The organism is Marinobacter gudaonensis, assembly GCF_900115175.1.
Taxonomy (GTDB): Bacteria; Pseudomonadota; Gammaproteobacteria; order Pseudomonadales; family Oleiphilaceae; genus Marinobacter; species Marinobacter gudaonensis.
In genome coordinates this window covers 2,233,939-2,260,422 of the sequence record NZ_FOYV01000001.1, presented here as the reverse complement: position 1 = coordinate 2,260,422, position 26,484 = coordinate 2,233,939, and the positions used below count along the sequence as shown (strand labels likewise).

Annotated in this window: 21 protein-coding genes; 18 read left to right on the top strand and 3 right to left on the bottom strand. The window is 60.3% G+C overall.

From position 1 onward, the window contains the following. Window positions 1-49: 49 nt before the first annotated feature. Window positions 50-1,870: an acyl-CoA dehydrogenase C-terminal domain-containing protein gene (locus tag BM344_RS10240; RefSeq protein ID WP_091989190.1), complete on the bottom strand. Its 1,821-nt coding sequence runs from the start codon at window positions 1,868-1,870 to the stop codon at window positions 50-52. A 272-nt stretch (window positions 1,871-2,142) separates the two neighbouring features. On the opposite strand from BM344_RS10240, the gene BM344_RS10235 reads away from it, so the two are divergent. The 3 genes from BM344_RS10235 to BM344_RS10225 are packed head-to-tail and all read left to right on the top strand — an operon-like array spanning window position 2,143 to window position 6,995. Continuing rightward, window positions 2,143-2,703: a DUF3833 domain-containing protein gene (locus BM344_RS10235; RefSeq protein ID WP_091989187.1), complete on the top strand. Its 561-nt coding sequence runs from the start codon at window positions 2,143-2,145 to the stop codon at window positions 2,701-2,703. Between the two features lie 47 nt (window positions 2,704-2,750). Continuing rightward, a complete protein-coding gene (locus BM344_RS10230; protein ID WP_091989184.1) occupies window positions 2,751-3,845 on the top strand; it encodes an efflux RND transporter periplasmic adaptor subunit in 1,095 nt (364 codons plus the stop codon). A 3-nt stretch (window positions 3,846-3,848) separates the two neighbouring features. Continuing rightward, window positions 3,849-6,995: an efflux RND transporter permease subunit gene (locus BM344_RS10225; protein ID WP_091989181.1), complete on the top strand. Its 3,147-nt coding sequence runs from the start codon at window positions 3,849-3,851 to the stop codon at window positions 6,993-6,995. Between the two features lie 17 nt (window positions 6,996-7,012). On the opposite strand, the gene BM344_RS10220 is transcribed toward BM344_RS10225, so the two are convergent. Beyond that, entirely contained in the window at window positions 7,013-8,278 is a 1,266-nt protein-coding gene (locus BM344_RS10220; RefSeq protein ID WP_091989179.1) for an EAL domain-containing protein, read from the bottom strand. 628 nt (window positions 8,279-8,906) lie between these two features. Between BM344_RS10220 and mnmG the strand changes: the two genes are divergently transcribed. The 15 genes from mnmG (at window position 8,907) to glmS (ending at window position 24,004) form a co-directional block, all read left to right on the top strand. Further along, entirely contained in the window at window positions 8,907-10,793 is a 1,887-nt protein-coding gene (mnmG, locus tag BM344_RS10215) for a tRNA uridine-5-carboxymethylaminomethyl(34) synthesis enzyme MnmG (protein WP_091989176.1), read from the top strand. Window positions 10,794-10,802: 9 nt separating this feature from the next. Then, window positions 10,803-11,447 (top strand): 16S rRNA (guanine(527)-N(7))-methyltransferase RsmG, encoded by a 645-nt coding sequence (gene rsmG, locus BM344_RS10210; RefSeq protein ID WP_091989173.1) that lies wholly within the window; start codon window positions 10,803-10,805, stop codon window positions 11,445-11,447. Window positions 11,448-11,466: 19 nt separating this feature from the next. Beyond that, window positions 11,467-12,261 (top strand): ParA family protein, encoded by a 795-nt coding sequence (locus BM344_RS10205; protein ID WP_091989170.1) that lies wholly within the window; start codon window positions 11,467-11,469, stop codon window positions 12,259-12,261. Window positions 12,262-12,321: 60 nt separating this feature from the next. Then, entirely contained in the window at window positions 12,322-13,197 is an 876-nt protein-coding gene (locus tag BM344_RS10200; protein ID WP_091991000.1) for a ParB/RepB/Spo0J family partition protein, read from the top strand. A gap of 283 nt (window positions 13,198-13,480) precedes the next feature. Next, the gene (locus BM344_RS10195) at window positions 13,481-13,882 is read left to right on the top strand and encodes a F0F1 ATP synthase subunit I (RefSeq protein WP_091989167.1); all 402 of its coding nucleotides are present in this window, start codon (window positions 13,481-13,483) and stop codon (window positions 13,880-13,882) included. Window positions 13,883-13,901: 19 nt separating this feature from the next. Then, window positions 13,902-14,774 (top strand): F0F1 ATP synthase subunit A, encoded by an 873-nt coding sequence (gene atpB / locus BM344_RS10190; protein WP_091989162.1) that lies wholly within the window; start codon window positions 13,902-13,904, stop codon window positions 14,772-14,774. A gap of 74 nt (window positions 14,775-14,848) precedes the next feature. Next, window positions 14,849-15,106 (top strand): F0F1 ATP synthase subunit C, encoded by a 258-nt coding sequence (atpE, locus tag BM344_RS10185; protein WP_012138088.1) that lies wholly within the window; start codon window positions 14,849-14,851, stop codon window positions 15,104-15,106. Window positions 15,107-15,173: 67 nt separating this feature from the next. Further along, complete coding sequence (locus BM344_RS10180) at window positions 15,174-15,644, top strand: F0F1 ATP synthase subunit B (protein ID WP_208603391.1); 471 nt, start codon at window positions 15,174-15,176, stop codon at window positions 15,642-15,644. A gap of 15 nt (window positions 15,645-15,659) precedes the next feature. After that, window positions 15,660-16,196 carry a F0F1 ATP synthase subunit delta gene (locus tag BM344_RS10175; RefSeq protein ID WP_091989157.1) on the top strand — a complete coding sequence of 179 codons (537 nt, stop codon included), beginning with the start codon at window positions 15,660-15,662 and terminating at the stop codon, window positions 16,194-16,196. Window positions 16,197-16,224: 28 nt separating this feature from the next. Continuing rightward, window positions 16,225-17,769: a F0F1 ATP synthase subunit alpha gene (gene atpA, locus BM344_RS10170; RefSeq protein ID WP_091989154.1), complete on the top strand. Its 1,545-nt coding sequence runs from the start codon at window positions 16,225-16,227 to the stop codon at window positions 17,767-17,769. Window positions 17,770-17,844: 75 nt separating this feature from the next. Continuing rightward, window positions 17,845-18,708, top strand: a complete 864-nt coding sequence (gene atpG, locus BM344_RS10165) for a F0F1 ATP synthase subunit gamma (RefSeq protein ID WP_091989150.1) — start codon at window positions 17,845-17,847, stop codon at window positions 18,706-18,708. Window positions 18,709-18,763: 55 nt separating this feature from the next. Continuing rightward, window positions 18,764-20,158, top strand: a complete 1,395-nt coding sequence (atpD, locus tag BM344_RS10160) for a F0F1 ATP synthase subunit beta (protein ID WP_091989147.1) — start codon at window positions 18,764-18,766, stop codon at window positions 20,156-20,158. A gap of 47 nt (window positions 20,159-20,205) precedes the next feature. Then, window positions 20,206-20,628 carry a F0F1 ATP synthase subunit epsilon gene (locus tag BM344_RS10155; RefSeq protein WP_008172596.1) on the top strand — a complete coding sequence of 141 codons (423 nt, stop codon included), beginning with the start codon at window positions 20,206-20,208 and terminating at the stop codon, window positions 20,626-20,628. A 148-nt stretch (window positions 20,629-20,776) separates the two neighbouring features. Then, the gene (gene glmU, locus BM344_RS10150; RefSeq protein ID WP_091989144.1) at window positions 20,777-22,141 is read left to right on the top strand and encodes a bifunctional UDP-N-acetylglucosamine diphosphorylase/glucosamine-1-phosphate N-acetyltransferase GlmU; all 1,365 of its coding nucleotides are present in this window, start codon (window positions 20,777-20,779) and stop codon (window positions 22,139-22,141) included. A 30-nt stretch (window positions 22,142-22,171) separates the two neighbouring features. After that, complete coding sequence (gene glmS, locus BM344_RS10145) at window positions 22,172-24,004, top strand: glutamine--fructose-6-phosphate transaminase (isomerizing) (RefSeq protein WP_091989140.1); 1,833 nt, start codon at window positions 22,172-22,174, stop codon at window positions 24,002-24,004. 60 nt (window positions 24,005-24,064) lie between these two features. Here glmS and BM344_RS10140 read toward each other — a convergent pair whose 3' ends face one another. Beyond that, window positions 24,065-26,140: a TonB-dependent siderophore receptor gene (locus tag BM344_RS10140; protein ID WP_167363230.1), complete on the bottom strand. Its 2,076-nt coding sequence runs from the start codon at window positions 26,138-26,140 to the stop codon at window positions 24,065-24,067. Window positions 26,141-26,484 lie beyond the last annotated feature (344 nt).

The window sequence follows — 26,484 nt, the reverse complement described above, 5'->3', positions numbered from 1 at the left end:
AAAATCCCGGGCCGTGCCCGGGATCGGAAAGCACCGGAAAACGGGGCGTTTAACCGGTGAAGGCCAGATCGTCGGCATCCAGCTGCATCAGGTTCTTGCTCGGGCTGAGCATGCTGGAGGCATGGCTTTGGGCACGGGGCAGTAACCGCTCGAAGTAGAACTCGGTGGTGGCCAGCTTGGCCTGGTAGAAGCCTTCCGAGTCGGCGCCGCCATGGTCCAGTTTGTCGACCGCCACCGCGGCCTGGCGCAGCCAGATGTACGCCATGGTCACGTAGCCGCTGTACATCAGGAAGTCGTAGGCAGCGGAACTGACCACATCACGATCCTTGCGGGCCGCCAGCATCAGGCGCACGGTCAGCAGGTTCCACTGGCCGGTCAGCTTGAGCAGCTCCAGGGCCCAGGGCCGCAGCCGCTTGTCGGTCAGGTGCTTGCGGGCAAAGTTGGCGATCTTGAAGGTGAATTCCCGAACCGCCCCGCCCTGGGTCATCAACAGCACCTTGCGCCCCAGCAGGTCCAGAGCCTGAATGCCGGTGGTGCCCTCGTACAGGGTGGCAATCCGGGTATCCCGGACGATCTGCTCCATGCCGTGTTCGCGAATATAGCCGTGGCCGCCGAACACCTGAACCCCCAGGTTGGCTGCCTCGTAACCCAGCTCGGTCAGGAAGCCCTTCAGGATCGGCGTGAGAAAGCCCAGCTTGTCGTCGTATTTTTCCGCCTTTTGCTCATCGCCTTCGGTAAAGCCCTCCACCATGTGGTCGGCCAGCCGCGCGGCGTAATAGAGCATGGCCCGGCCGCCCTCGGCGATCGCCTTCTGGGTCAGCAGCATGCGGCGAACGTCGGCGTGGTGGATCAGGCTGTCGGCCACCTGTTCCGGTTCCTTCTTGCCGGAGAGCGCCCGCATTGAGCGGCGGTCCTTGGCGTAAGCGAGCGCCCACTGATAGGACAGCTCGGCGGGTCCGACACCCTGGATGGCGGTGCCGATGCGGGCCGTGTTCATGAAGGTGAACATGCAGTTCAGGCCTTCGTTTTCCGGGCCGATCAGGTGGCCGGTGGCACCGTCGAAGTTCATGACACAGGTGGCCGAGGCCTTGATGCCCATTTTCTTTTCCAGGCTGCCGCAGACCACGGCGTTACGTTCACCGACACCTCCGTTTTCGCCCGGGAGGTATTTCGGCACGATGAACAGGCTGATACCCCGGGTGCCCTTCGGGGCGTCCGGCAAACGGGCCAGTACGATGTGCACGATGTTCTCGGTCAGATCGTGGTCGCCCGAGGAAATGAAGATCTTGGTGCCGGTGAGCTTGTAGCTGCCGTCAGCCTGGGGTTCGGCTTTGGTTTTCACCTGGCCCAGGTCGGTACCGCACTGGGGTTCGGTCAGACACATGGTGCCCGCCCAGCGGCCTTCGGTCAGCGGCGGCAGGTAGGTCTGTTTCTGTTCGTCGGAGCCGTGCAGAAAAATGGTGTTCATGGCCCCCAGGGACAGGCCCGGGTACATGGAGAATGGCCAGTTGGCGGTGCCCATCATTTCCTGCTTGAACAGCCCCATGGAGGCCGGCAGACCCTGGCCACCGAATTCCTCCGGTGCCGAGAGACTCTGCCAGCCGCCCATGGCGTATTGCTCATAAGCTTCGCGGTAACCTTCCGGGGTGCTTACCTCGCCGTTTTCAAGCTTGCAGCCCTCCTCGTCACCGGTCAGGTACAGCGGGCTCAGAACTTCCTCACAGAATTTCCCGCACTCGGCCAGAATGGCGTCCACAATATCCGGCGTGGCGTTCTCGCCACTGGCCAGGGTGGCGTAATGGCCCGGATAATCGAACACCTCATTAAGCAGAAATTTCATGTCGCGCAGGGGCGCCTTGTAAACGGGCATGGCGGATTCCTCTCTCACACGTTGATCTGATGCCTGAATGGCGTGCTGGCCGCATCTCGATGGCCTCGCTTGTCTTCTGTTTTACGCCAATCCCCGGCCACTGCCATTGACGAAAACCGCCGGCACGGATGTCAGAATGGACAATTGGCCGAAATGACGGTTTTGCCGACGGGCGGCCACGGCCACGGAATGATCGGTGAACCTTCCGCGGGCGTATCACTGAACGCCTGCCTGCAACCCATCCGGAAACCCGAGCAAGGAGTGTAAAAGTCATGCAAAGCCTGATCTCCCTGGTATCGAAAAACGCGGCGACCCCTATACTGTGGGTAGCGTTGTCGGCACTGCTGCTGGGCGGCTGTGCCAGCCCTTCCCTTGAGGATTACGCAGATCGTACGCCCACACTGGTTCCCGAGCAGTTCTTTGACGGCGAACTTTCCGCCCGTGGTGTGGTCAAGAATTTCTCCGGCGAAGTGATCCGCACCTTCGACGCGGACATCACCGCGTCCTGGAACGACGAGGGTGTGGGCACGCTGGACGAGGTATTTCGCTTCAACGACGGCGAAGTCCAGACCCGGGTCTGGACCCTGACCCCGAGCGATGAGGGTTACCGCGCCAATGCCGGTGACGTGGTGGAGCCGGGCACCATGCGCTGGCGCGGCAATGCGATCCACATGAATTACGTGCTCCGGGTGGCCTATGGTGATGGCACCCTGGATGTCCGAATGGACGACTGGATGTACCTGATTACGCCGGACACCCTGATCAACGAGACCACCATGAGCAAGTGGGGGATCGATGTGGGCGAGGTGGTCCTGGTGATCCAGAAAAAATGACAGCGAACAATTCGACAGACTGAGACGGCGAATAATCGGGAATTGCTATGTGGAAACAGTGTGTGATTGCGTTGGTGCTGGTGGCCGTTGCCGTGGGTGGTGCCCTGATGTACCGCAATCTCGACGGCGATGGCCAGGCCATGAGCGCCCGGGAGCGACCTGCCAGCGCGGTCAACACGGTGCTTCCCAGCCGTGAGACGGTGCGGGATGTGGTCAAGGCGGTGGGCAGTCTGCAGGCCCTGAATGCGGTGGAACTGACCACCGAGGTCAGTGGTCGGGTGGTCCGGCTGAACCTCGAGGCTGGCAAACGGGTCAACGAGGGTGAGGTTCTGCTTCAGCTGGATGATCGCCAGGCCCGTGCCGACCTGCAGGTGATTGAGGCCCAGCTCTCCGATGCCCGCCGGCAACTGGAGCGCGCCCAGAGGCTGCGCTCCAACAACAGCATTTCCCAGTCCCAGGTGGATGAACTCAGAACCGCCGTAGATGTGGCCGAGGCCCAGCGGCAGGCGGCCCGGGTGCGGCTGGAGAACCATCGCATCCAGGCGCCGTTTGCCGGCGTGGTGGGGCTCAGTGATATCAGCGTCGGCGCCTACGTGACCGCCGGTACCACGGTCACCACTCTGGATACCACCGACCGCATGGAGCTGGGTTTTGCCATTCCCGAGCGTTTTCTGGGGGCGGTCTCCCTGGGCCAGGCGGTAACCGGCACCTCACCGGCCTACCCCGAACGGGCCTTCTCAGGCGAACTGGTGGAGCTGGGTTCCCGGGTCAGTGAACTGAGCCGGTCGCTGCCGGTTCGCGCCCTGATCGACAATCCCGACGGACTGCTACGTCCCGGTCAGTTCATGTCGGCCACCCTGACCCTGCGTAAGCGCGACGCCCTGGTGATTCCGGAGCAGGCGGTGATGGTGCGCGGTGATGAACAATACGTGTTTGTAGCGGACGACGGCGCCGCCCGTCGGACCTCCGTGACCCTGGGCTCACGCATGCCGGGTCTGGTGGAAGTGGCCAGCGGACTGGGGCCGGAGGATGCGGTGATTGTCACCGGGCAGGACCGTCTCAGCAGTGGCGATCGAATCCGGATTCTGGGCGATGACAACGCCATTCCCGATAACCGGTTTGTCACTGCGCGGGAGCTGTAATCCGTGATTCTCTCCGATGTCTCCATCAAGCGACCGGTGTTCGCTACCGTCCTCAGCCTGTTGATTGTGGTGTTCGGACTGGCAGCGCTGCTGGGCCTGCCGGTGCGGGAATACCCGGACATCGATCCTCCGGTGGTCTCCATCTCCACGGATTACACCGGCGCGGCGGCGGAAGTGGTGGATACCCAGATTACCCAGGTGATCGAAGGGGCCATCAGTGGCATCGAGGGTATCCGGTCGATCGAATCCTCCACTGAACAGGGGGAATCCCGCACCAGCATCGAATTCAACACCTCCCGGGATGTGGATATTGCCGCCAACGATGTGCGCGATGCGGTATCGCGGGTGGCCAACCAGTTGCCGGAGGAAGCCGATCCGCCGGTGGTTCAGAAGGCGGATTCCGATGCCCGGCCGATGATGTGGATAACTCTGCGCAGTGACGTCTGGGACAGCGCGGAGCTGAGTGACTTTGCCGACCGGGTGCTGGCGGACCGGCTTTCGGTGCTGGACGGCGTGGCCAGTGTGCGGATTGGCGGTGAGCGTCGCTACGCCATCCGGGTCTGGCTCGACCGGGAGCGCCTGGCCGCCCGGGACATCACCGTGGCTGAGGTGGAGCGGGCCCTGCGTGCCAACAACATCGAGCTTCCGGCCGGCTCGGTGGATTCTTCCACCCGCAATTTCACCGTTCGGGCCGAGGGCCGACTGTCCAACGTGGAAGAGTTCCGCCAGCTGGTGATTCGCAGGAACGGCAACGACCTCCTGCGCCTGGGCGAAGTAGCCAATGTCCAGATGGGGGTGGAGTCGGACGTCAGCCGCCTGCGGGCCAACGGGCAGACCGCCATCGGCATGGGTATCATCCGCCAGTCCAAGGCCAACACCGTGGCGGTTTCGGACGCCGTTCGGGCCGAGCTGGAAAACATCCGTGAAACCCTGCCTCCGGAAGTCACCATTGCCGAGAGCTACGACGAGTCGATCTTTATCCGGGCCTCCATCAAGGAGGTGGTGACCACCCTGGCCATTGCGGTATCACTGGTAATCCTGGTGATCTTTCTGTTCCTGCGCTCCTGGCGGGCGACCCTGATTCCTGCGGTGACCATTCCGGTGGCGGTGATCGGCGCCTTTATCGGCCTGGGTTTCCTGGGCTTTTCCATCAACGTACTCACCCTGCTGGCGGTCATCCTGGCCATCGGGCTGGTGGTGGACGACGCCATCGTGATGTTGGAAAACATCCAGCGCCGCATCGACGAAGGCGAACCGCCGCTGCTGGCGTCCTATCGAGGCGCCAAGCAGGTGGCGTTTGCGGTCATCGCCACCACCCTCACCCTGGTGGCGGTGTTTGTACCCATCTCCTTCATGGGCGGCAACATCGGTCGGCTGTTCGCGGAGTTCGGTTTTACCCTGGCGGCGGCGGTAGTGGTGTCCAGCCTGGTGGCGCTGACCCTGGCCCCCATGCTGTGTTCCAAGTGGCTGAAACACAGTCCGGAAACGGCGGAAGGTCACCGGTTGTGGGCCGCCAGCGAGAAGGTGCTGAACGGGCTCACCAACGGTTACCGTCGGCTGTTGCAGTTCTCCCTGAACCAGCCCGGTCTGCTGCTGGGCCTGGGCCTGGTGGGCCTGGTGATTGCGGCCGTGGTCTACCCGAAGCTGCCCCAGGAGCTGGCACCGACCGAAGACCGGGCGGTGATCATCATGCCCACCAGCGCCCCGCGCGGCTCCACCGTGGAATACACCGATCACTACGTGCGCCAGGTAGAGGAAACGCTGCTGCCCTATCTCGATCAGGGCATTGCCAACCGGTTGCTGTCCATCGTCGGCTTTCGCGATGAGGAGGACAACGCGTTCCTGATCATGGGCCTGGTGCCCTGGGAAGAGCGGGACATCAAGCAGCAGGAAGTCACCAGCCAGATTCGTCAGAAACTGTCCGATGTCTCCGGTATCCGCACCGTGGCCGTGAATCCGCCGGGTCTCGGCCAGCGAGGCTTCAGTCAGGCCGTGGAGTTTGTGATTGCCGGCCCGGATTACGAATCAGTGCAGGCCTGGAGCGAAGAAATCGTAGAGCGGGCCCGGGAAAACCCCAACTTGCAGAATCTCGACACCGATTTCGAACTGACCCGGCCGGAGCTGCGGGTGAACATTGATCGCGAGCGGGCGGCGGATCTGGACATCACCATCGAGGATGTCGGCCTGACACTCCAGACCATGCTGGCCTCCCGCCAGGTCACCACCTACATCGACCGGGGCCGGGAATACGATGTGATCGTGCAGGCCGAGGATGCCAACCGGGCAACTCCGGAGGATCTGGAGCAGATTTTCCTGCGGCCCCGGGAAGGCGGCCGCCTGATTCCGCTCAAGGCGCTGGTATCGGTTCGCGAAATTGGCGCCAATCCGGATCTCAGGCGCATCGACCGACTGCCCGCGGTGGTGATCAGCGCCTCCCTGGCCGATGGCTACGATCTGGGGTCAGCACTGACTTACCTCAACAACCTGGCGGTGGATAACCTGCCCCCCGAGGCCCGGGTCAGCTACAAGGGCCTGAGCCGGGAATTCCAGGAATCCTCGTCCGCCATCTACGTGACCTTCGCCCTGGCGTTTGTCATCGTGTTCCTGGTGCTCGCCGCCCAGTTCGAGAGCTGGATCCACCCGTTGATCATCATGCTCTCGGTACCCCTGGCGGTGACCGGTGCCCTGCTGGCACTGTGGTGGGCCGGTATCAGCCTGAACATATACAGCCAGATCGGGATCATCATGCTGCTGGGCCTGATGGCCAAGAACGGGATTCTGATCGTGGAATTCGCCAACCAGCTCCGGGACCGGGGCTATGAGGTCCGGGATGCCATCCTCGAAGGCGCCTGCCTGCGGTTCCGGCCGGTGTTGATGACCACCATTTCCACCATTTTTGGCGCGGTACCGCTGGTCATCGCCACCGGTGCCGGTGCCGAGAGTCGCGCGGCTATTGGCATGGTGATCCTCGGCGGCCTGATTTTCGCGACCACCCTGACCCTGTTCATCATTCCGGTGCTCTACAACCTGTTGGCCCGTTTTGCCAAGTCCACCAACGCGGTGGAGAGGGAACTGGAGCGTCAGGCGGCTGGAACCGCCGGCGGCACCGGGGTGGCGGCAGCGCCGCAGAGCCGCGCCGATGACTTCTGATCCCGCCTGGCGCGGGCTCAGAGTGTCGCCGGAAAGGTGATTTTGCCGCCAAACACCTCATCTGGGTGGATATCCACACAGAACACCCGCTGCCCGGGCAGCATGGTGGACAGGGTGATGGTACGTTTGGCATCCGGAAGGGCCACATAGGGCCGGCAACTGCTGATGCTCTGTGGCCGCTCGAGGGCATTGCGGAAGTATTCCCGATGCGACCAGCAGGCGCCCGCGGAGTGGTAGAGGGGATTGAACCGGCCGCGCTGAAGGTCCGGGTTGGCCCGGGCCAGATTGCCTTGCTGAATGCCCCGGCTGTCGAGCAGAAAACAGCGTTTCACGCCGTCCACCTCCAGCAGCCGGCGACAGGCGGTATCGAACGGAAGCTCGCGGCTGAGGGAGTGACAGGCTTCGAGGATCTCGAAACGCAACAGTCGCAGATAGCCTTCCCGGTCGCGGACATCCTGTAACGTCCACTCGCTGGAATCGGCGACTACAGTGCGCAGCCGGTGCTCGGTCAGCTCCTGGGAATGGTCTTCAAGCACCGAAGGTCGGGCCAGCAGAAAGCCCTGTAGCAAATCGGCCTCGGTTTCCAGGGCGATACGCGCCTGGGTGTGGTTCTCGATTCCTTCCAACAGGACCAGGCTACCGCTCTCCCGGATCATCTTCACCAGACTCTCCAGCAGCATTCGCGCACGGCTGTGACTCTCGGCGTTTACCAGCAGGCTGCGATCGAGCTTCACGATCAGTGGGTTGATGCGCCAGAGCCGCTCGAAATTCGAGTCCCCCATGCCGAAATCATCAATGGCAATCTGGAAACCGCAGGTTTTGGCCTTGTCGATAAATTCCAGCAGTGCAGCCGGGTTGTCGGAAGCGCTTTCCACGAGTTCCAGCACCACTTTCTCCGGATGAATGCCGCTCTGCTGGCACTGGCTGGCCAGCCGTTCCAGCGAGGCCTCCGGATGAATACAGGTGGCCGGATTGATGTTCAGGAACAACCAGACCGGCTGGCCGCTGGCGGCAAAGTTATCCAGGTGCAGCTGTAGCAGGTGGCGGTCCAGGGCGGGCGTCTGGCCGTGTGCTTCGGCCTGTTCGAACAGCGCAAGCGGCGAAACCGCTTCACCGTTTTTATGGACGCGGACCAGTGCCTCGTAACCCACCAGCTTCTGGTGCGTGGGGCTGAGAATAGGCTGGTACACGGAACTGAAGTCGTGGCTGTGGATAATATCCGGATCGGTCGAGTCGCCGTCTGGCCTGGAGCTGCGACGTGAAAGTCGGACTACGCTGCTCATGGTCAGGAACCTTTCTACTGCTACTGCGGTTAAAGCCTTCCTGGCCGTGTGTGATGCTGGTGTGCAGATGAAACAGACTGCGAATTTCGTACCAACCAGCGGGCAAGGCCGCTGGTCGCAACAGGAGGAGGGTGTCTGGACCCTCGTGCCCGGCCAGTCACACATTCCCTTTGCACCAATTCAGGGCGGCGGTACCGGGGCAGGGGTGAGCTTGTGCACCGGATCGGCGCCAATCCGCGAATCCGGGTTACGGCGCCCAGCATCTGTGGATAATTACTTGGATAACCTCCGGAAAGACGCTGGATGAAATTTTATTTGGCTTTATAAAACAATATGTTAATGGATTTTTAGGGGGTGTGAGAGGTACTGCTGAAGTGTGGATAACTTTCTTGAAAAGTTTTCTGAGAAGACTCGGCCAAGCCCCTGAAAAAGCATAAATTTCGGTTTTCACTTATCCCATACGAGCCGTGAAATCCGGCCATGGGACGAACCTGCGCTTTGGCTGGCTTTCAAGTTATCCGCCATCTGGTTAAAATTTGTGCATTCCCACTGCAATTTGCCGGGTGAGGCGTTATACTCGCCGCCCTGTTTTCGTCCCTAATTTTCAGCCCGATGTTCGAGGTGGACCGTGGATTTTCCGACCCGTTTTGATGTCATTGTCATTGGTGGTGGCCATGCCGGCACCGAAGCCGCTTTGGCGGCTGCGCGCATGGGTTCGCAAACCCTGCTGCTGACCCACAACATCGAGACCCTGGGCCAGATGTCCTGTAACCCGGCCATCGGCGGGATTGGCAAGAGCCACCTGGTCAAGGAAATCGATGCCCTCGGCGGCGCCATGGCCGAAGCCACTGACAAAGGCGGTATCCAGTTCCGGGTGCTGAACAGCCGCAAGGGTCCGGCGGTGCGGGCCACCCGCGCCCAGGCCGACCGGGTGCTGTACAAGGCGGCCATCCGGCACACCCTGGAGAACCAGCCCAACCTGACCCTGTTCCAGCAGGCGGCAGACGACCTGGTGGTGGAAAACGACCAGGTGACCGGCGTGGTCACCCAGACCGGTATCCGCTTCAACGCGAAAACGGTGGTGCTGACCACCGGCACCTTCCTGGGCGGCGTTATCCACATCGGCATGCAGCACCATTCCGGCGGCCGTGCCGGCGATGCTCCGGCGAACGCCCTGGCGAAACGTCTTCGGGAGTTGCCCTTCAATGTGGGCCGGCTGAAAACCGGTACGCCCCCGCGTATTGATGCCCGTTCGGTGGATTTCTCGGTGATGCAACAGCAGTGGGGCGACGACCCAACCCCGGTGATGTCGTTTATCGGCAGCCGCGATCAGCACCCGGAGCAGATCTGCTGTTACGTGACGCGCACCACCGAGCAGACCCATGATATCATCCGCAGCGGTTTCGACCGCTCGCCCATGTTTGCCGGCAACATCGAGGGCGTTGGCCCCCGCTACTGCCCGTCCATTGAGGACAAGGTCAACCGGTTTGCCGACAAGGACTCGCATCAGATTTTCGTGGAGCCCGAGGGGCTGACCACCAACGAGCTGTATCCGAACGGCATCTCCACCAGTCTGCCCTTCGATATCCAGCTGGCGGCGGTGCGCTCGATTCCCGGCTTTGAGAACGCCCACATTACCCGGCCCGGCTACGCCATTGAGTACGACTTCCTGAATCCCCAGGACCTGCGCCACACCCTGGAAACCAAGTTCATCCAGGGGCTGTATTTTGCCGGCCAGATCAATGGCACCACCGGCTATGAAGAAGCCGGCGCCCAGGGCCTGCTGGCGGGCATCAACGCCGCCCTGCGCGCCCAGGAGAAAGACGAGTGGTACCCGCGCCGGGACGAGGCCTATCTGGGCGTGCTGGTGGACGATCTGATCACCATGGGCACTTCCGAGCCCTACCGCATGTTCACCAGCCGCGCCGAGTACCGGCTGATCCTGCGGGAGGACAACGCCGACCTGCGCCTGACCGAGACCGGTCGCAAGCTGGGCCTGGTGAACGATGACCGTTGGCAGAAGTTCAACGCCAAGCGCGAGGCGATTGCCACTGAACGCAGCCGCCTGGAATCCACTCGCATTCACCCCAACACCGAGGCCGGAGAGCGGGCCAATGGCTTTCTCAAACAGCCGATGACCCGGGATCAGTCCCTGGCAGAGTTGCTGCGCCGCCCGGAGATCGTGTACAGCCACATCGCCGAGATTGGCGCCGACCAGGCTGAGGATCCGGTGGTGGCGGATCAGGTGGAGATCGAGATCAAGTATGAGGGTTACATCTCCCGCCAGACTGACGAGATCGAGCGCCTGCGTCGGAACGAAAACACGGTTCTGCCGGTGGATCTGGACTACGACGTGATCGGCGGGCTGTCGAACGAGATCAAGCAGAAACTCAAGACCGTGCGTCCGGAAACCGTGGCCCAGGCCTCCCGCATTCAGGGTGTGACCCCGGCGGCGGTGAGCCAGATCCTCGTGCACCTGAAAAAGCGCGACCTGTTGCGCAAGCAGTCGGCCTGAGCGCCGGCCATGATCAATGCGCAATGGCAGGACCAGCTCAGCACCGGGCTGGCAGTGATGGGGCTGGCGCTGGGCGACGACCAGCAGAGGCGGCTGCTGGCGTTCCTGGGTCTGCTCAACAAGTGGAACCGTGCCTACAACCTCACCGCGGTGCGTGACGAAAGCCAGATGGTGTCCCGCCAGCTGCTCGACAGCCTGAGCATCCTGCCCTGGGTAACTACCGATCACCTGCTGGATGTCGGTGCCGGAGGCGGCCTGCCCGGCATTCCCCTGGCCATTACGCTGCCGGACCGCCAATTCACCCTGCTTGACAGCAACGGCAAGAAAACCCGCTTTCTCAACCAGTGCGTTCTCGAGCTGGGCCTGGACAATGTGCAGGTGATCCACGGTCGGGCCGAGGATTGCAAGCCCTCCCGGCCGTTCAGCCAGATCAGCAGCCGGGCCTTTACCGCCCTGGAAAATCTGGTGCACTGGTGCGACGGCCTGCTGGCAAATGGCGGCGAGTTCCTTGCCATGAAAGGCCAGTTTCCGGATGATGAAGTGGCTGCCCTTCCGGCCGGCTGGCAGGTAAAATCCAGCCACTCCCTGGAGGTCCCCGGCGCCGACGGCGAACGCCATCTGCTGGTGGTCGCCCGGGCAGCCGATTCCCGCTAACCGAACAAGGAGGCACGACATGGCGCGCGTGATTGCAGTGACCAATCAGAAAGGGGGTGTGGGTAAGACCACCACCTGCGTCAATCTTGCTGCCTCCCTGGCCGCCACCAAACGCCGGGTACTGCTGGTGGATATGGATCCCCAGGGCAACGCCACCATGGGCAGCGGTGTCGACAAAAACAGCCTGGAGCTGTCCGGCTACGACATGCTGACCAAGCGCGCCAGTGCCGCCGAAACGATCATTCTGGCGGAGGCCTCGGGTTTCGATATCCTGCCGGCCAACGGGGACCTGACCGCCGCGGAAGTGGAACTGATGAACGAGATCGGGCGCGAGCACCGCCTGCGCCTGGCCCTGAACACGGTTCGTGACAACTACGACTACATCCTGATCGATTGCCCGCCGTCCCTGAACCTCCTGACCGTCAATGCGCTGTCTGCGGCCGATGCCGTGCTCATTCCCATGCAGTGCGAGTACTACGCCCTGGAAGGGCTGGCGGCGTTGATGAACACGGTGGAGCAGATCCAGGAAACGGTGAACCCGAACCTGCAGGTGGAAGGCATCCTGCGCACCATGTACGACCCCCGCAACAGCCTGACCCTGGATGTCTCTGGCCAGCTCAGCGAGTATTTTGGTGACAAAGTGTACCGGGCGGTGATCCCTCGTAATGTGCGATTGGCCGAGGCGCCAAGCTACGGCGTTCCGGCCCTGGTGTACGACCGCGCCTCGAAGGGCGCCATAGCATACCTGGCCCTGGCTGGTGAGATGGTGCGCCGCCACGGTTCAAAAAAGACATCCGCGCCGGTGGCGGTGTAACATACCGCCCTGTCACTCACTTAAGTACAACGATTTTCAACGGGAAGAATGACTGACACCATGGCGGCGAAAAAACGAGGATTGGGTGAACGCGGACTGGGCGCTCTGCTGGCGGGCTCCAGGGTCAATCTGGACCAGGAGCTGAAGGATCACGACGGCGAGCTCCGCGAAGTCCCCATCGACCTCATCCAGCGTGGCCGCTACCAACCCCGTCGCGATATGGACCCGGCGGCGTTGCAGGAACTGGCCGACTCGATTCGACAGCAGGGTGTGATGCAACCGGTGGTGGTTCGCCCCATCAGCGAGGGCCGCTACGAGCTGATCGCCGGTGAGCGCCGCTGGCGGGCCACCCAGATGGCCGAGTTGGACCGGATTCCTGCCATCATCCGGGATGTGCCCGACGAGGCCGCCATTGCCATGGCGCTGATCGAGAACATCCAGCGGGAAAACCTCAATCCCATCGAGGAAGCCTTTGCCCTCCAGCGGCTGCAGGACGAATTCGGCCTCACCCAGGCCCAGGTGGCCGAAGCGGTGGGCAAATCCCGCACCACCATCACCAACCTGCTGCGGCTGATCGGTTTGTCCGAGGACGTACGGATCATGCTTGAGCACGGTGATTTGGAAATGGGCCACGGCCGCGCCATGCTCACCCTGCCACCGGAGCTGCAGATGCAGGTGGCCAAACAGGTGGTCGCCAAATCGCTGTCGGTGCGTCAGACCGAAGCGCTGGTGCGCCGGGTCCAGCAGGAAACTCCCAACAAAAAGTCCGCCAGCAAGGCTGCGCTCGATCCCAACATTCGTGCGCTCCAGGACGACCTGGCCGAGCGGCTTGGCGCCCGGGTCTCCATTGATCACGGCCAGCGCGGCAAGGGCAAGCTGGTGATCGAATACAGTTCCCTGGACGAACTGGACGGCATTCTGGGCCATATAAAGTAACGTCTACCTGAATTGGTCGATTTGAGGTCCGCCGTCCGGCCCCCTACGAAAGTTCGTATTTGTCGGCACACACAACATGTAGTGTTGAAAAATTGAACGCGTGTCTATTTGTGTCGAAAACGGTCGAAGGCCCTTCATAACGCCCGCTTCGGGCCCGTTGCTGGTGCCCGGTTTTGTTGATTCGTGCACATTGAACACATATAATCTGCGGCGCTCGTATCGGTGTATTTGCTTACTTTTTAAACTGCATCGTATATAAAGGCACCGTACTCCCGGAACAAACATGACGAAGGCTAGCTCAGGCGGTATCGGTCGGCCGCCCATCGCACGGTGGTTTGCAATAGAGAGTGTGATGCTGGTCTTCGCAAGCCTGGCGTTTCTCCTGTTTCGAGGCCAGGTGTCCGGTTATTCAGCGCTGTTGGGTGGACTTATTTTTCTCATCCCCCATGGTTACTTTGCGCTCAAGGCATTCCGCTACTCCGGCGCGCGGTCTGCCAAAAAGATCATGAGTTCTTTTTACCAGGGTGAGGCCGGCAAGCTCATCCTGTGCGCCATCGGTTTCACGGTGGTGTTCAAATGGATTCAGCCGATTGATGTTTCGGCACTTTTTCTAACATTTGCGATCATGCTGGTCACCAACTGGTTGACACCGCTACTGGCGGGCAGCAATACGCAGCAAAGCTAACTGGACCTGGGAAACCGTTATGGCAGGAAGTGCATCCGAATATATCCAGCATCACCTCCAGAACCTCACCTACGGTAAACTGCCGGCAGGCTACGAGCGCGCCGACGGGACCGTAATTGAAGAATCCACCTGGACGCTCGCGCGGACTTCAGCCGAAGCCTCCGACATGGGCTTCTGGGCCCTGCACATCGATTCTCTGGGCTGGGCGGTTGCGCTCGGTGTCCTGTTCCTGTTCCTGTTCCGCATGGCCGCCAAGAAAGCCACGTCCGGGCAGCCCGGTGGCTTGCAGAACTTTGTGGAAGTCATGGTCGAGTTTGTCGACAACAGCGTGAAGGAAACCTTCCACGGTCGTAACAAGGTGATCGCGCCGCTGTCACTGACCATTTTCTGCTGGGTATTCCTGATGAACCTGATGGACCTGGTGCCGGTAGACTTCCTGCCCCAGCTGTTCCATCTGATGGGTCTCGAATACATGAAGGTGGTACCGACCACCGATGTGAACGTTACCCTGGGCATGTCCCTGTCCGTCTTCTTCCTGATCATTTACTACAGCCTGAAGGTCAAGGGTGTGGGTGGTTTCCTGGGTGAGCTCACCCTGCATCCCTTCTCTTCCGACAACCTGTTCCTGAAGATCCTGCTGGTTCCGGTGAACCTGCTGCTGGAGGGCGTGAGCCTGATCGCCAAGCCGATCTCACTGGCGCTGCGTCTGTTCGGTAACCTGTACGCCGGCGAGTTGATCTTCATCCTGATTGCACTGCTGCCCCTGTGGGCACAGTGGACGCTGTCTGTCCCCTGGGCGATCTTCCACATTCTGGTTATCACCCTGCAGGCATTCATCTTTATGATGTTGACGATCGTGTACCTGAGCATGGCTCACGAAGACAGTCACTGATCGGACACCATTAAGCCGTAGTTCTAAACCCTAAACCCTTAAACTGAAAAACCTAACTGAAACTGGGAGTTATCATGGAAACTGTAGTTGGAATGACCGCGATTGCCGTTGCACTGCTGATTGGCCTGGGTGCCCTGGGTACTGCGATTGGCTTTGGTATCCTCGGTGGCAAGTTCCTGGAAGGCGCTGCGCGTCAGCCGGAAATGACCCCGATGCTGCAGGTTAAAATGTTCATCGTTGCAGGTCTGCTGGACGCCGTAACCATGATCGGTGTTGGTATCGCTCTGTTCTTCACATTCGCCAACCCGTTTGTCGGCCAGATCGCCGGTTAATCGAGTCGCCAGCCGGGGGCTTTCCCCGGTCAGATGATTCTTAACAAAACAGGCGAGAGGTGAAGACGTGAACATTAATTTGACGATGATTGGTCAAGCCATCGCGTTCTTTATCTTTGTCGTCTTCTGCATGAAGTACGTGTGGCCGCCAATCATGGCCGCACTGCAGGAGCGTCAAAAGAAGATCGCTGACGGACTGGCTGCCTCAGACCGCGCGGCGCGCGATCTGGAACTGGCTCAGGAAAAGTCAGCTCAGGAACTGCGTGAAGCCAAGCAGCAAGCTGCGAGCCTGATCGAACAGGCGAACAAGCGTGCGGCCCAGATTGTGGAAGCATCCAAGGATGACGCCCGCAAGGAAGGCCAGAAGCTGATTGAGCAGGCCAAGGCCGAAATTGAACAGGAGCGCAATCAGGCTCGTGACGCTTTGCGTGCAGAAATTGCCAGCATTGCCGTTGCCGGTGCTGAGAAGATCCTGGAAACCTCTGTCGATGCCTCCAAGCACAACGAGATGTTGGAAAAACTGGCGGCAGAACTCTAAACGGCGAGGTTCACCATGGCAGAACTGAGAACGCTGGCCCGTCCCTACGCAAAGGCAGCCTTTGCTGCCGCTCAGGAGCACAAACAGCTGGCTGAGTGGTCACAGGTGCTGACGATTGCCGGGCAGGTCACCGCGAACAAAGACATTCGACAGCTTCTCGCGAATCCGGGTCTGGAAGAGCAGAAGAAGGCGGATCTGATTCTGGAGGTCGTCGAGGACGGCGTTACGGAGCAGGTTCGCAACTTTTTCGCTGTACTGGCTGAAAACCGCCGGCTGACTCTTCTTCCTGAGATTGCAGCGCTCTTCAACACGTACCGGGCTGATCTGGAGCGCACTGTTGATATTGAAGTCACCGCGGCTTTCGAGCTGACGGACGAACAGCAACAGAAGCTCGCCCAGGCACTTTCGAAGAAACTCGAGCGGCAAGTGTCACTCGCAGCGTCACTGGACAAGTCTCTGATTGGCGGTGTGATTATTCGCACTGGCGATCTGGTCATTGACGCATCTGTACGCGGAAAGCTGACCAAGCTGGCCGACGCTCTGGGCTCCTGATTTCAGCACAAGGTTTGAGGATATTGGCATGCAGCAACTGAATCCATCCGAGATCAGTGACATCATCAAGAAGAGAATCGAGAAGCTCGATATCTCTTCCGAAGCAAAAAACGAAGGTACGATCCTGTCGGTTTCCGACGGTATCGTGCTGATCCACGGTCTTGCCGACGTTATGTACGGTGAGATGATTGAATTTGCCAACGGCACCTACGGCATGGCTCTGAACCTGGAGCGTGATTCCGTAGGCGCGGTTGTGCTGGGTGACTACGAAGATCTGGCTGAAGGCCAGAAGGTTCGTTGCACCGGCCGGATCCTGGAAGTACCGGTAGGTCCGGAACTGATGGGCCGTGTTGTTGACGCACTGGGTAACCCCATCGACGGCAAGGGCGACCTGGGCACCGACCTGACCTCTCCGGTCGAAAAGGTTGCGCCGGGCGTTATCGCACGTCAGTCCGTAGACGAGCCGGTTCAGACCGGTCTGAAAGCCATCGACACCATGGTGCCGATCGGTCGCGGCCAGCGGGAGCTGATCATCGGTGACCGTCAGATCGGTAAGACTGCGGTTGCGATTGACGCGATCATCAACCAGAAAGATACCGGCATCAAGTGTATCTACGTGGCGGTTGGTCAGAAGCAGTCCTCCATCGCAGCGGTTGTGCGCAAGCTCGAAGAGCACGGCGCCATGGACCACACCATCGTGGTTGCCGCCGGTGCCGCCGATCCTGCAGCGATGCAGTTCCTGGCGCCGTACGCCGGTACCTCCATGGGTGAGTACTTCCGCGATCGCGGCGAAGATGCCCTGATCATCTACGATGATCTGTCCAAGCAGGCCGTGGCCTACCGCCAGATCTCCCTGCTGCTGCGTCGTCCGCCGGGCCGTGAAGCCTACCCGGGTGACGTTTTCTACCTGCACTCGCGTCTGCTGGAGCGTGCCTCCCGTGTTAACGCCGATTACGTAGAGCAGCTGACCAACGGCGAAGTGAAAGGCAAGACCGGTTCCCTGACCGCCCTGCCGATCATCGAAACCCAGGCCGGCGACGTGTCCGCGTTCGTACCGACCAACGTAATTTCCATCACCGATGGCCAGATCTTCCTGGAAACCAACCTGTTCAACTCCGGTATCCGACCGGCGATGAACGCAGGTATCTCGGTATCCCGGGTTGGTGGTTCCGCCCAGACCAAGATCATGAAGAAGCTCGGCGGTAACATCCGTCTGGCTCTGGCCCAGTATCGTGAACTGGCCGCTTTCGCCCAGTTTGCTTCCGATCTCGACGAAGCAACCCGTAAGCAGCTTGAGCACGGTCAGCGTGTAACCGAACTCATGAAGCAGAACCAGTACAGCCCGCTGTCTGTGGCTGAAATGGGTACGGTTCTGTTCGCAGCCAACGAAGGCTTCCTGGACGACGTTGATGTCGACAAGGTAGTGAAGTTTGAAGCGCAGATGCTCGACTGGATGCGCTCCGAGCAGAAAGACCTCCTCGACAAGATCAACGAGAAAGGCGATTACAACGACGAAATCGCTGCCGGCCTCAAAGCTGCACTTGAGAAATTCAAGACCACTCAGAGCTGGTAAGAAAACGGGCCTGCGGCAGATGCCGCGGGCCGCTTTTCGTAGCAACGAGTGTCTAACTTGAGAAGGCAGTGAGTTATGGCCGTCGGCAAAGAAATACGTAACCAGATTTCGAGCATCAAGAGCACGCAGAAGATCACCAGCGCCATGGAAATGGTGGCGGCGAGCAAAATGCGTAAGGCTCAGGAGCGCATGCAGGCAACTCGCCCGTATGCTGACAAGATGCGTCAGGTGATCGGGCACATTGCCAAGGCGAATGCTCAGTACAAGCACCCGTTCATGGTCGAGCGCGAGGTCAAGCGCGTGGGCTATATCGTGGTGTCAACTGATCGTGGCCTCTGCGGTGGTCTGAACATCAACCTGTTCAAAGCGCTTGTCCGTGAAATGAAAGCGTGGAAAGAAAAAGGCGTGGAATCCGATCTGTGCGCCATCGGGCAGAAAGGTGCGTCCTTTTTCCGGAGCTATGGCGGCAATGTCGTTGCGGCATTGACCCACCTGGGCGACAGCCCGAGCTCCGAAAAACTCATCGGCAACGTCAAGGTCATGCTGGATTCGTTCTCCGAGGGCAAGATCGATCGCCTGTACGTGGTGAGCAACGAATTCGTCAACACCATGACCCAGAGCCCGAAGGTGGAGCAGCTTCTGCCCCTGCCCGAGGGTGAGGACGAGGAAGAGATCAAGAACCAGTGGGATTATCTCTACGAGCCCGATGCCAGGCAGATCCTCGATGGCCTTCTGCCACGTTTTATTGAATCCCAGGTATACCAGGGTGTGGTAGAAAATCTGGCATGTGAACAGGCAGCCCGGATGATCGCCATGAAGAGCGCAACTGACAACGCCGGTAGCATTATCGACGAGCTTCAGCTGGCTTATAACAAGGCCCGTCAGGCAGCCATTACCCAAGAGATATCGGAGATTGTGAGCGGCGCGGCTTCGGTCTGATCCGGCTCCCAATCCAACTGGTTTTATTGACTATCAAGATAACGAGGAACCGAGCATGAGTAGCGGACAAATCGTTCAGATCATTGGCGCGGTTATCGACGTGGAATTCCCACGTGACTCCGTACCCAAAGTATATGACGCACTGCTGCTTGAAGGTGGCGAAACAACTCTGGAAGTCCAGCAGCAGCTGGGTGACGGCATTGTTCGTACCATCGCCATGGGCAGCACCGAAGGCCTCAAGCGTGGCCTGAAAGCAGAAAACACCGGCCAGCCGATTTCCGTCCCGGTTGGCACCCAGACCTTGGGCCGGATCATGGACGTTCTGGGTCGTCCCATCGACGAAGCCGGCGAGATCGGCGAGGAAGAGCGTTGGGCGATTCACCGGAAGGCTCCGGGCTATGCCGACCAGGCAGCGTCTGCGGACCTGCTGGAAACCGGCATCAAGGTTATCGACCTGATCTGCCCGTTCGCCAAGGGTGGTAAGGTTGGCCTGTTCGGCGGCGCCGGCGTGGGCAAGACCGTTAACATGATGGAGCTGATCAACAACATCGCGAAAGAGCACTCCGGTCTCTCCGTATTCGCGGGTGTTGGTGAGCGGACCCGGGAAGGTAACGACTTCTACTATGAAATGAAGGAGTCCAACGTTCTCGATAAGGTTGCCATGGTTTACGGCCAGATGAACGAGCCCCCTGGAAACCGTCTGCGTGTGGCCCTGACCGGTCTCACCATGGCCGAAAAGTTCCGTGACGAAGGCCGTGACGTTCTGTTGTTCGTGGACAACATCTACCGTTACACCCTGGCCGGTACCGAAGTATCCGCACTGCTGGGCCGTATGCCCTCTGCGGTAGGTTACCAGCCGACCCTGGCCGAGGAGATGGGTCAGCTGCAGGAGCGGATCACCTCCACCAAGAACGGTTCCATCACGTCCATCCAGGCGGTCTACGTACCGGCGGATGACTTGACTGACCCGTCGCCTGCAACCACCTTCTCGCACCTGGATGCGACCGTGGTACTGAGCCGTGACATCGCCTCCAAGGGTATCTACCCGGCGATTGATCCGCTGGATTCCACCTCGCGTCAGCTGGATCCGCTGATCATCGGCCAGGAGCACTACGAAGTGGCCCGTGGCGTGCAGACCAACCTGCAGCGCTACAAGGAACTGAAAGACATCATCGCCATCCTGGGTATGGACGAACTGTCAGAAGAAGACAAACTGACCGTAGCCCGTGCCCGTAAGATCGAGCGTTTTCTGTCCCAGCCGTTCCACGTTGCTGAAGTCTTCACCGGTTCCCCCGGTAAGTACGTTTCCCTCAAGGAAACCATCAGCAGCTTTAAGGGCATCCTGAATGGCGACTATGACGAATTGCCCGAGCAGGCGTTCTACATGGTTGGTACCATTGAGGAAGCGGTCGAGAAAGCGAAGGAAATGAAGGCCAAGGCCAAGAAGTAATTTGCGCTTGAACCCTTGTTTCCGGATCGATCAAAGAGGCAACTGACATGGGTATGACCGTGCATTGTGATGTGGTAAGTGCCGAAACAAAGATCTATTCCGGATTGGTTGAAATGCTGATTGCGGCGGGCTCTGAAGGTGACCTGGGTATTGCCCCGGGCCACACCCCGCTGCTGACCCAGCTGAAGCCGGGTCCCATTCGGATTATCAAGCAGGGCGGTGAGGAAGAGATTCTTTACGTGTCCGGCGGGTATCTGGAGGTTCAGCCCAATCTGGTGACTTTGTTGGCCGACACCGCGGTTCGTGCAAAGGATGTGGACGAAGCTGCAGCGCTCGAGGCACAGAAAGAAGCCGAGAAAGCACTTGCCAACAAGACCGGTGAATTCGAGTACTCCCGTGCCGCTGCAGAGCTGGCCGAGGCTGTGGCCCAGCTTCGCACCATCCAGCAGCTGCGTAACAAGATGCGTTAAGCATCCTCGTTTCGGGTTTGCCGAACACCATAGCCGCATCCTGAGCGGCTGGAAGACCACGCATATGCCTGGGCTTTCCGGCTTCAAAGGGTGCGGTTTTTTATTTTCTGAAAGCCGACAATAAACACTCCGGGAGCCTGACGTTGCCATGAGCCCGCTACACGTTGTCATTCTGGCCGCTGGCCAGGGGTCCAGAATGAAGTCCGCCCTGCCCAAGGTGCTGCATCCGATCGCCGGTCGGCCGATGCTGCATCATGTTATTGCCACCGCCGAACAACTCGGTGCCGAGAAGATCCACACGGTGATCGGCCACGGTGCAGACAAGGTACGGGAAGCCACCCGGGCAGACTCGGTGAACTGGGTCACCCAGAGCGAACAACTGGGTACCGGCCATGCCGTTGCCCAGGCGCTTCCGGATCTCCCGGACGAGGCGCGGGTGCTGGTGCTTTATGGCGACGTACCCCTGACCCGACACCAAACCCTCGAAGGGCTGGTGGCTACCCTGGATGACTCCACGCTCGGCCTGCTCACCGTTACCCTGGACAATCCCCAGGGCTATGGCCGCATCGTGCGTAATGCCGATGGTGCCGTGCAGGCGATCGTGGAGCAGAAGGATGCCACCCCCGAGCAGCAGCAGATCCGCGAGGTAAATACCGGTATTCTCGCGGTTTCCGCGAAACACCTGAAAACCTGGCTGCCGGCCTTGTCGAACCGTAACGCCCAGGGTGAATATTACCTGACCGACATCATCGCCATGGCGGTGGCCCAGGGTCTGACGGTGTCGGTTTCCCAGCCCGAAAACCCGTTCGAGGTTCAGGGAGTGAACAACCGCCTGCAACTGGCCGAACTGGAACGCTGGTACCAGCGTCGTCAGGCCGAACGGCTGATGACCGAAGGCGCGACCCTGGCCGATCCGGCCCGAGTGGATGTGCGCGGAGAAATCACCATCGGCAATGACCTCTGGATCGATGTGAACGTGGTGTTCGAGGGCAAGGTCGCGCTCGGCAGCAACGTTTCCATTGGTCCCAACTGTGTTATCAAGGACGCCACCATCGCCGATGGTGCAGAGATCAAGGCCAACAGTGTGATTGAAGGAGCCAGCGTTGGTGCCAATGCCCAGATCGGGCCATTCGCCCGCCTGCGACCAGGCACCGAGCTGGCTGCCAACACCAAAGTGGGCAACTTTGTGGAAACCAAGAAAGCCGTGGTGGGCGAGGGCAGCAAGATCAATCACCTCAGTTACGTGGGTGACGCCTCACTGGGCCGTAATGTGAATGTGGGTGCAGGAACCATCACCTGTAATTATGATGGGGTGAACAAGTACCAGACGGTACTCGGCGACGGCGTCTTTGTAGGCTCCAACACCGCGCTGGTGGCGCCGGTGACCATTGCCGCTGAGGCCACCATCGGTGCCGGTTCGACCATCACCCGGGACGTGGCGGACAGCGAGCTGGCCGTGGCCCGGGCCCGGCAGCGGAACATTACCGGCTGGGAAAAGCCGAAAAAACACTGATCACGACGAACAACAGACAGGTAGAGCAGCATGTGTGGAATTGTAGGCGCGGTTTCGGAACGGGACGTCCAGGGCATCCTTCTCGAGGGCTTGCGCCGTCTGGAATACCGGGGCTATGACTCCGCCGGCATGGCGGTGATTGCCGGTGACCACAGTGTCCAGCGTGCCCGCGAAGTGGGCAAGGTCGCGTCGCTCTCAGACGCCATGGATGCCCGGCCGCTTCCGGGCCACCTGGGTATCGCTCACACCCGCTGGGCCACCCACGGCGAGCCCTCCCAGACCAACGCCCACCCGCATATGTCTGGTGATCGGCTGGCGATTGTCCACAACGGCATTATCGAAAACTACCAGGAACTGCGCGATGAGTTGCGGGCGGATGGCTTCACGTTCACGTCCCAGACCGATACTGAGGTGGTGGCGCACCTGATCGAAAAGAATTATCGCAGCCTCGGTAATCTACACCAGGCCGTGCGGGCGTCCATCGCCCGGCTTCGCGGAGCCTACGCCCTCGCCGTGGTGCACGGCGACGAGCCCGACCATCTGGTGGTGTGCCGTGAAGGCAGTCCCCTGGTTATCGGCGTGGGTATCGGCGAAAACTTCATTGCTTCCGATCAGCTGGCGTTGCTACCGGTCACCGACCGTTTCATGTTTCTCGAAGAAGGCGACATCGCCGATATCCGTCGGGACAGCGTGTCGATCCTGGACCGCGATGGCAACACGGTTGAGCGGGAGATCACCCGCTTCGAGCACGGTGCCGATTCCGCCGACAAGGGCGAATACCGCCACTTCATGCTCAAGGAAATCTACGAGCAGCCCAAGGTAATCAAGGCCACCATGGAAGGCCGAGTGACCAAAGCCCGGGTGCTCGAACAGGCACTGGGCACCGAGGCGGCCAACCTGCTCGACAACGTTCGCCACGTACAGATCATCGCCTGCGGCACCAGTTACCATGCGGGCATGGTGGCCCGTTACTGGATTGAGGAACTGGCCGGCGTGCCCTGTTCCGTGGAAGTGGCCTCCGAGTTCCGTTATCGCAAGCACGTGATCCAGCAGGACACCCTGTTCCTGTGTATCTCCCAGTCCGGCGAGACTGCCGACACCCTGGCGGCTCTGCGCCAGGCCAAGAAAGCCGGCTTCCGGGCCGCGCTGGCCATCTGTAACGTGCCCGGCAGTTCCCTGGTGCGGGAATCCGATCTGGTGATCATGACCCAGGCCGGTCCCGAGATTGGTGTGGCCTCCACCAAGGCCTTCACCACCCAGCTTACCGCCCTGCTGATCTTTACCCTGGCCCTGGCGCGCCATAACGGCCTGTCAGAGGAAAAGGAAAAAGAGATCGTGGAAGCCATCCATCTGCTGCCGGGCCAGGTCAGCGATGTGCTGGCCCTCGACGGCGAGATCGCCGAGATGTCCAAGGCGTTCATGGACAAGAACCACAGCCTGTTCCTGGGCCGGGGCTCTCAGTTCCCGGTGGCCCTGGAAGGGGCGCTCAAGCTCAAGGAAATTTCCTACATCCACGCCGAGGCCTACCCGGCCGGCGAGCTCAAGCATGGCCCGCTGGCCCTGGTGGATAGCGAGATGCCGGTGGTCACCGTGGCGCCCAACAACGACCTGGTGGAGAAACTCAAGTCCAACCTGGAAGAAGTACGTGCCCGGGGCGGCCAGCTGTTCGTGTTCGCTGACAAAAAAGCCGACGTGAAGCCGGAGGAGGGCATCCACGTGATGCAGATTCCCTCGGTGCATCCGGTCACGGCGCCGATTGTCTACACCGTACCGCTGCAGTTGCTGTCCTATCACGTGGCCGTGCTCAAGGGCACCGACGTGGATCAGCCTCGTAACCTGGCCAAAAGCGTCACGGTTGAGTAAAACAGAAAGGCCCCGCCATCGCGGGGCCTTCTGCTTAACGTCCGTCTCTTCTCCCCACCACTACCAGCGATAGCGCAGGCTGGCCACCACACTGCGCTCTGCGCCGTAGTAGCACCAGTAGTCGCAGCTCGCCACGTACTCGCGATCGGCCAGGTTGCTCACGTTCAACTGGGCCTGCCACTGGGGCGCGAAAGCGTACTGGGCCATCATGTCGAACACGGTGTAGGAGGGCACTTCCGTACTGCCATCCTTGGTTTCACCCACGAACCGGGCACCGGCGCCGACTTTCAGGCCCGGGGCCAGGTCGGTGAAGCTGTAGTCCAGCCATGCCGACGCCTGGTGACGCGGAATCAGCGGCGCCTGGCGTTCGCTGCCGGCGGTGGCCTGGTCGCGAACCTTGGCGCTGTTGTAGGTGTAGGCGGCGGTCAGCTCGAGCTGCTCGGTGAGGTAGCTGACACTCTCAAGCTCGAAGCCTTCAGTGGTGCGCTCACGATCCTGGATCTGGAAGCCACCCTGGCTGGTGCCCAGGGAATTCTCTTCGTCAATCCGGTAGACCGCGGCGGTCACGTAACCGTCCAGGTTGCGGGGCGCAATCTTCACACCCAGCTCGATCTGCTCGCCGGTACGCGGCTCGTAGAGATCGCCGTTGCCGTCGGTGCCGGCAATGGGCTGGAAGGATTCGGTGTAGGACACATAGGGGGAGACGCCGTTTTCGGCGAGGTACATCACGCCACCCGACAGCGACAGCTGATCATCGTCCGCCTCCTGGCGGGTGTTGGCTTCGTGGTTGATGTTGTCCACCTTCGCCTGGTCGTAGCGTGCGCCGGCCAGGAACACCCAGCGGTCGTCCAGGCGTAGCTGATGCTGGAGGTAGTAGCCGGTCTGCTGCTTGTCGATTTCGGTAACGACCAGATCGGCGGGCGTGATTGGTGTGAAGTTGCCGTACTGCGGATCGAACAGATCAATGGGGCTTCCGAACATTGAAAAGCCGCCAACACCGTTCTGTTGACCCTTGTTATTCAGATCCTGGTAATCGACCCCCGCGAGGAAGGTGTGCTCGGTGCGATCGGTGTACCAGTTGCCCACCACGCGGTTATCGACCGTCCAGCTGTCGATCTTACCGTCCCGGTAGGTCAGGTAGCGCTGGCCTTCCCGCGGACCGGTCTGGAAGAAGATGTAGCTGCTGCGCAACAGCAGGTCCAGCTCGCTGTACCGGAAATCCTGCTCGAACCGCCAGACATCGTTGATCTGGTGGCTCAGGGCATAGCCCAGGGAAGACTGGGTGCGCTCATTGGTGTCGTAGCCGGGCTCACTGTAGTTGGTGGAAGGATCCACCTTGCCAAACGGCGTGCCCTGAACGGTGCCGTAGGCCAGTTTGAACGGGTTGGTGGGGATGGCGTCGTCTTTCTGGAAGCTGGCCAGGACCGTCAGGCTGGTCTGGTCCGTAATGTCCCAGGCCAGACTGGGCGCGACGTAGTAGCGCTCGTTCTCGGTGAAGTCCAAGTCGCCTTCGCCATCGCGATACAGGCCCACAAGCCGGTAGCGGACGTTATCGGCTCCGGCGACCGGTCCGGAGGTGTCGACGCCAAGCTGGCGGTGCTTGTCTGTGCCCGCCTGCACCAGCACCTCGCCCTGAGCCTCCTTGGTCGGGCGTTTGCTGATGGCGTTGATCACGCCGCCCGGAGGCGCCTCACCGTACAGGATGGAGGCCGGACCCTTGAGCAGTTCGACCCGTTCCAGGCCATAGGTCTCTGGCAGCCACTGGTAAAAGCCCTCGCGGTAGATGCGCAGGCCGTCCTGATAGGTGGCCTGGTCAAAGCCCCGGATCTTGAGCCAGTCGGTGTCGTTGTCGTCACCGTAGTGGCCCGACAGCACGCCGGCCCGATACTGGAAGGTTTCATCCAGGGACTGCACGTTGCGCTCCCTGAGTTCCTCCTCCTCGACCACCGACGCGGGCCGCGGGGTTTCCACCAGCGGCGCCTCCACTTTGAGCGCCGTGGCAGAGACCACCAGGGCGTCCAGACTTTCCGGCGAGTCATCCTGCGCCAGGGCGGGCATTGACGTGGCAACAATACCCAGGCTCAGGGTAAGTCGGATGGCGCGTGCCAGGGGAGTGGGTAAGAAAGCGGCGGACATAGGGAGAGCACCTTTGCATCACGGATGTTGGTCGGGCGGTGAAGAACTCACCGAAATTCGCCGAATCTTATTCTTAAAGAAATCGTAATGCAAACCAATATCATTAACATGAGCGTGGCAAGATGCCCGGATAGCCGGTAATTCCGGTTAAATGTTCATGAAAACACCGAATGTGGCGGGAAATCGGTTAGAATGCGGTCGCCCCTGGGGTACTAATTAAGTAATATTACGAAAATAATGCTGTTGGCCAGACCTGTTCTCTTTTCTTTTTGCTATTAAGACCAAAAGCGGTCGGAACGTTGTACCTTTGAACCATACCCTGGTACGCAAATATCAAGGAAGAT

Coding starts and splice junctions, on each gene's coding strand:
- BM344_RS10240 (WP_091989190.1), bottom strand. CDS start 1,870: ATGCCCGTTTACAAGGCGCCCCTGCGCGACATGAAATTTCTGCTTAAT.
- glmU (WP_091989144.1), top strand. CDS start 20,777: ATGAGCCCGCTACACGTTGTCATTCTGGCCGCTGGCCAGGGGTCCAGA.
- atpB (WP_091989162.1), top strand. CDS start 13,902: ATGGCAGGAAGTGCATCCGAATATATCCAGCATCACCTCCAGAACCTC.
- rsmG (WP_091989173.1), top strand. CDS start 10,803: ATGATCAATGCGCAATGGCAGGACCAGCTCAGCACCGGGCTGGCAGTG.
- BM344_RS10175 (WP_091989157.1), top strand. CDS start 15,660: ATGGCAGAACTGAGAACGCTGGCCCGTCCCTACGCAAAGGCAGCCTTT.
- atpA (WP_091989154.1), top strand. CDS start 16,225: ATGCAGCAACTGAATCCATCCGAGATCAGTGACATCATCAAGAAGAGA.
- atpE (WP_012138088.1), top strand. CDS start 14,849: ATGGAAACTGTAGTTGGAATGACCGCGATTGCCGTTGCACTGCTGATT.
- BM344_RS10200 (WP_091991000.1), top strand. CDS start 12,322: ATGGCGGCGAAAAAACGAGGATTGGGTGAACGCGGACTGGGCGCTCTG.
- BM344_RS10235 (WP_091989187.1), top strand. CDS start 2,143: ATGCAAAGCCTGATCTCCCTGGTATCGAAAAACGCGGCGACCCCTATA.
- BM344_RS10140 (WP_167363230.1), bottom strand. CDS start 26,140: ATGTCCGCCGCTTTCTTACCCACTCCCCTGGCACGCGCCATCCGACTT.
- glmS (WP_091989140.1), top strand. CDS start 22,172: ATGTGTGGAATTGTAGGCGCGGTTTCGGAACGGGACGTCCAGGGCATC.
- atpD (WP_091989147.1), top strand. CDS start 18,764: ATGAGTAGCGGACAAATCGTTCAGATCATTGGCGCGGTTATCGACGTG.
- BM344_RS10205 (WP_091989170.1), top strand. CDS start 11,467: ATGGCGCGCGTGATTGCAGTGACCAATCAGAAAGGGGGTGTGGGTAAG.
- atpG (WP_091989150.1), top strand. CDS start 17,845: ATGGCCGTCGGCAAAGAAATACGTAACCAGATTTCGAGCATCAAGAGC.
- BM344_RS10195 (WP_091989167.1), top strand. CDS start 13,481: ATGACGAAGGCTAGCTCAGGCGGTATCGGTCGGCCGCCCATCGCACGG.
- BM344_RS10155 (WP_008172596.1), top strand. CDS start 20,206: ATGGGTATGACCGTGCATTGTGATGTGGTAAGTGCCGAAACAAAGATC.
- BM344_RS10220 (WP_091989179.1), bottom strand. CDS start 8,278: ATGAGCAGCGTAGTCCGACTTTCACGTCGCAGCTCCAGGCCAGACGGC.
- BM344_RS10230 (WP_091989184.1), top strand. CDS start 2,751: ATGTGGAAACAGTGTGTGATTGCGTTGGTGCTGGTGGCCGTTGCCGTG.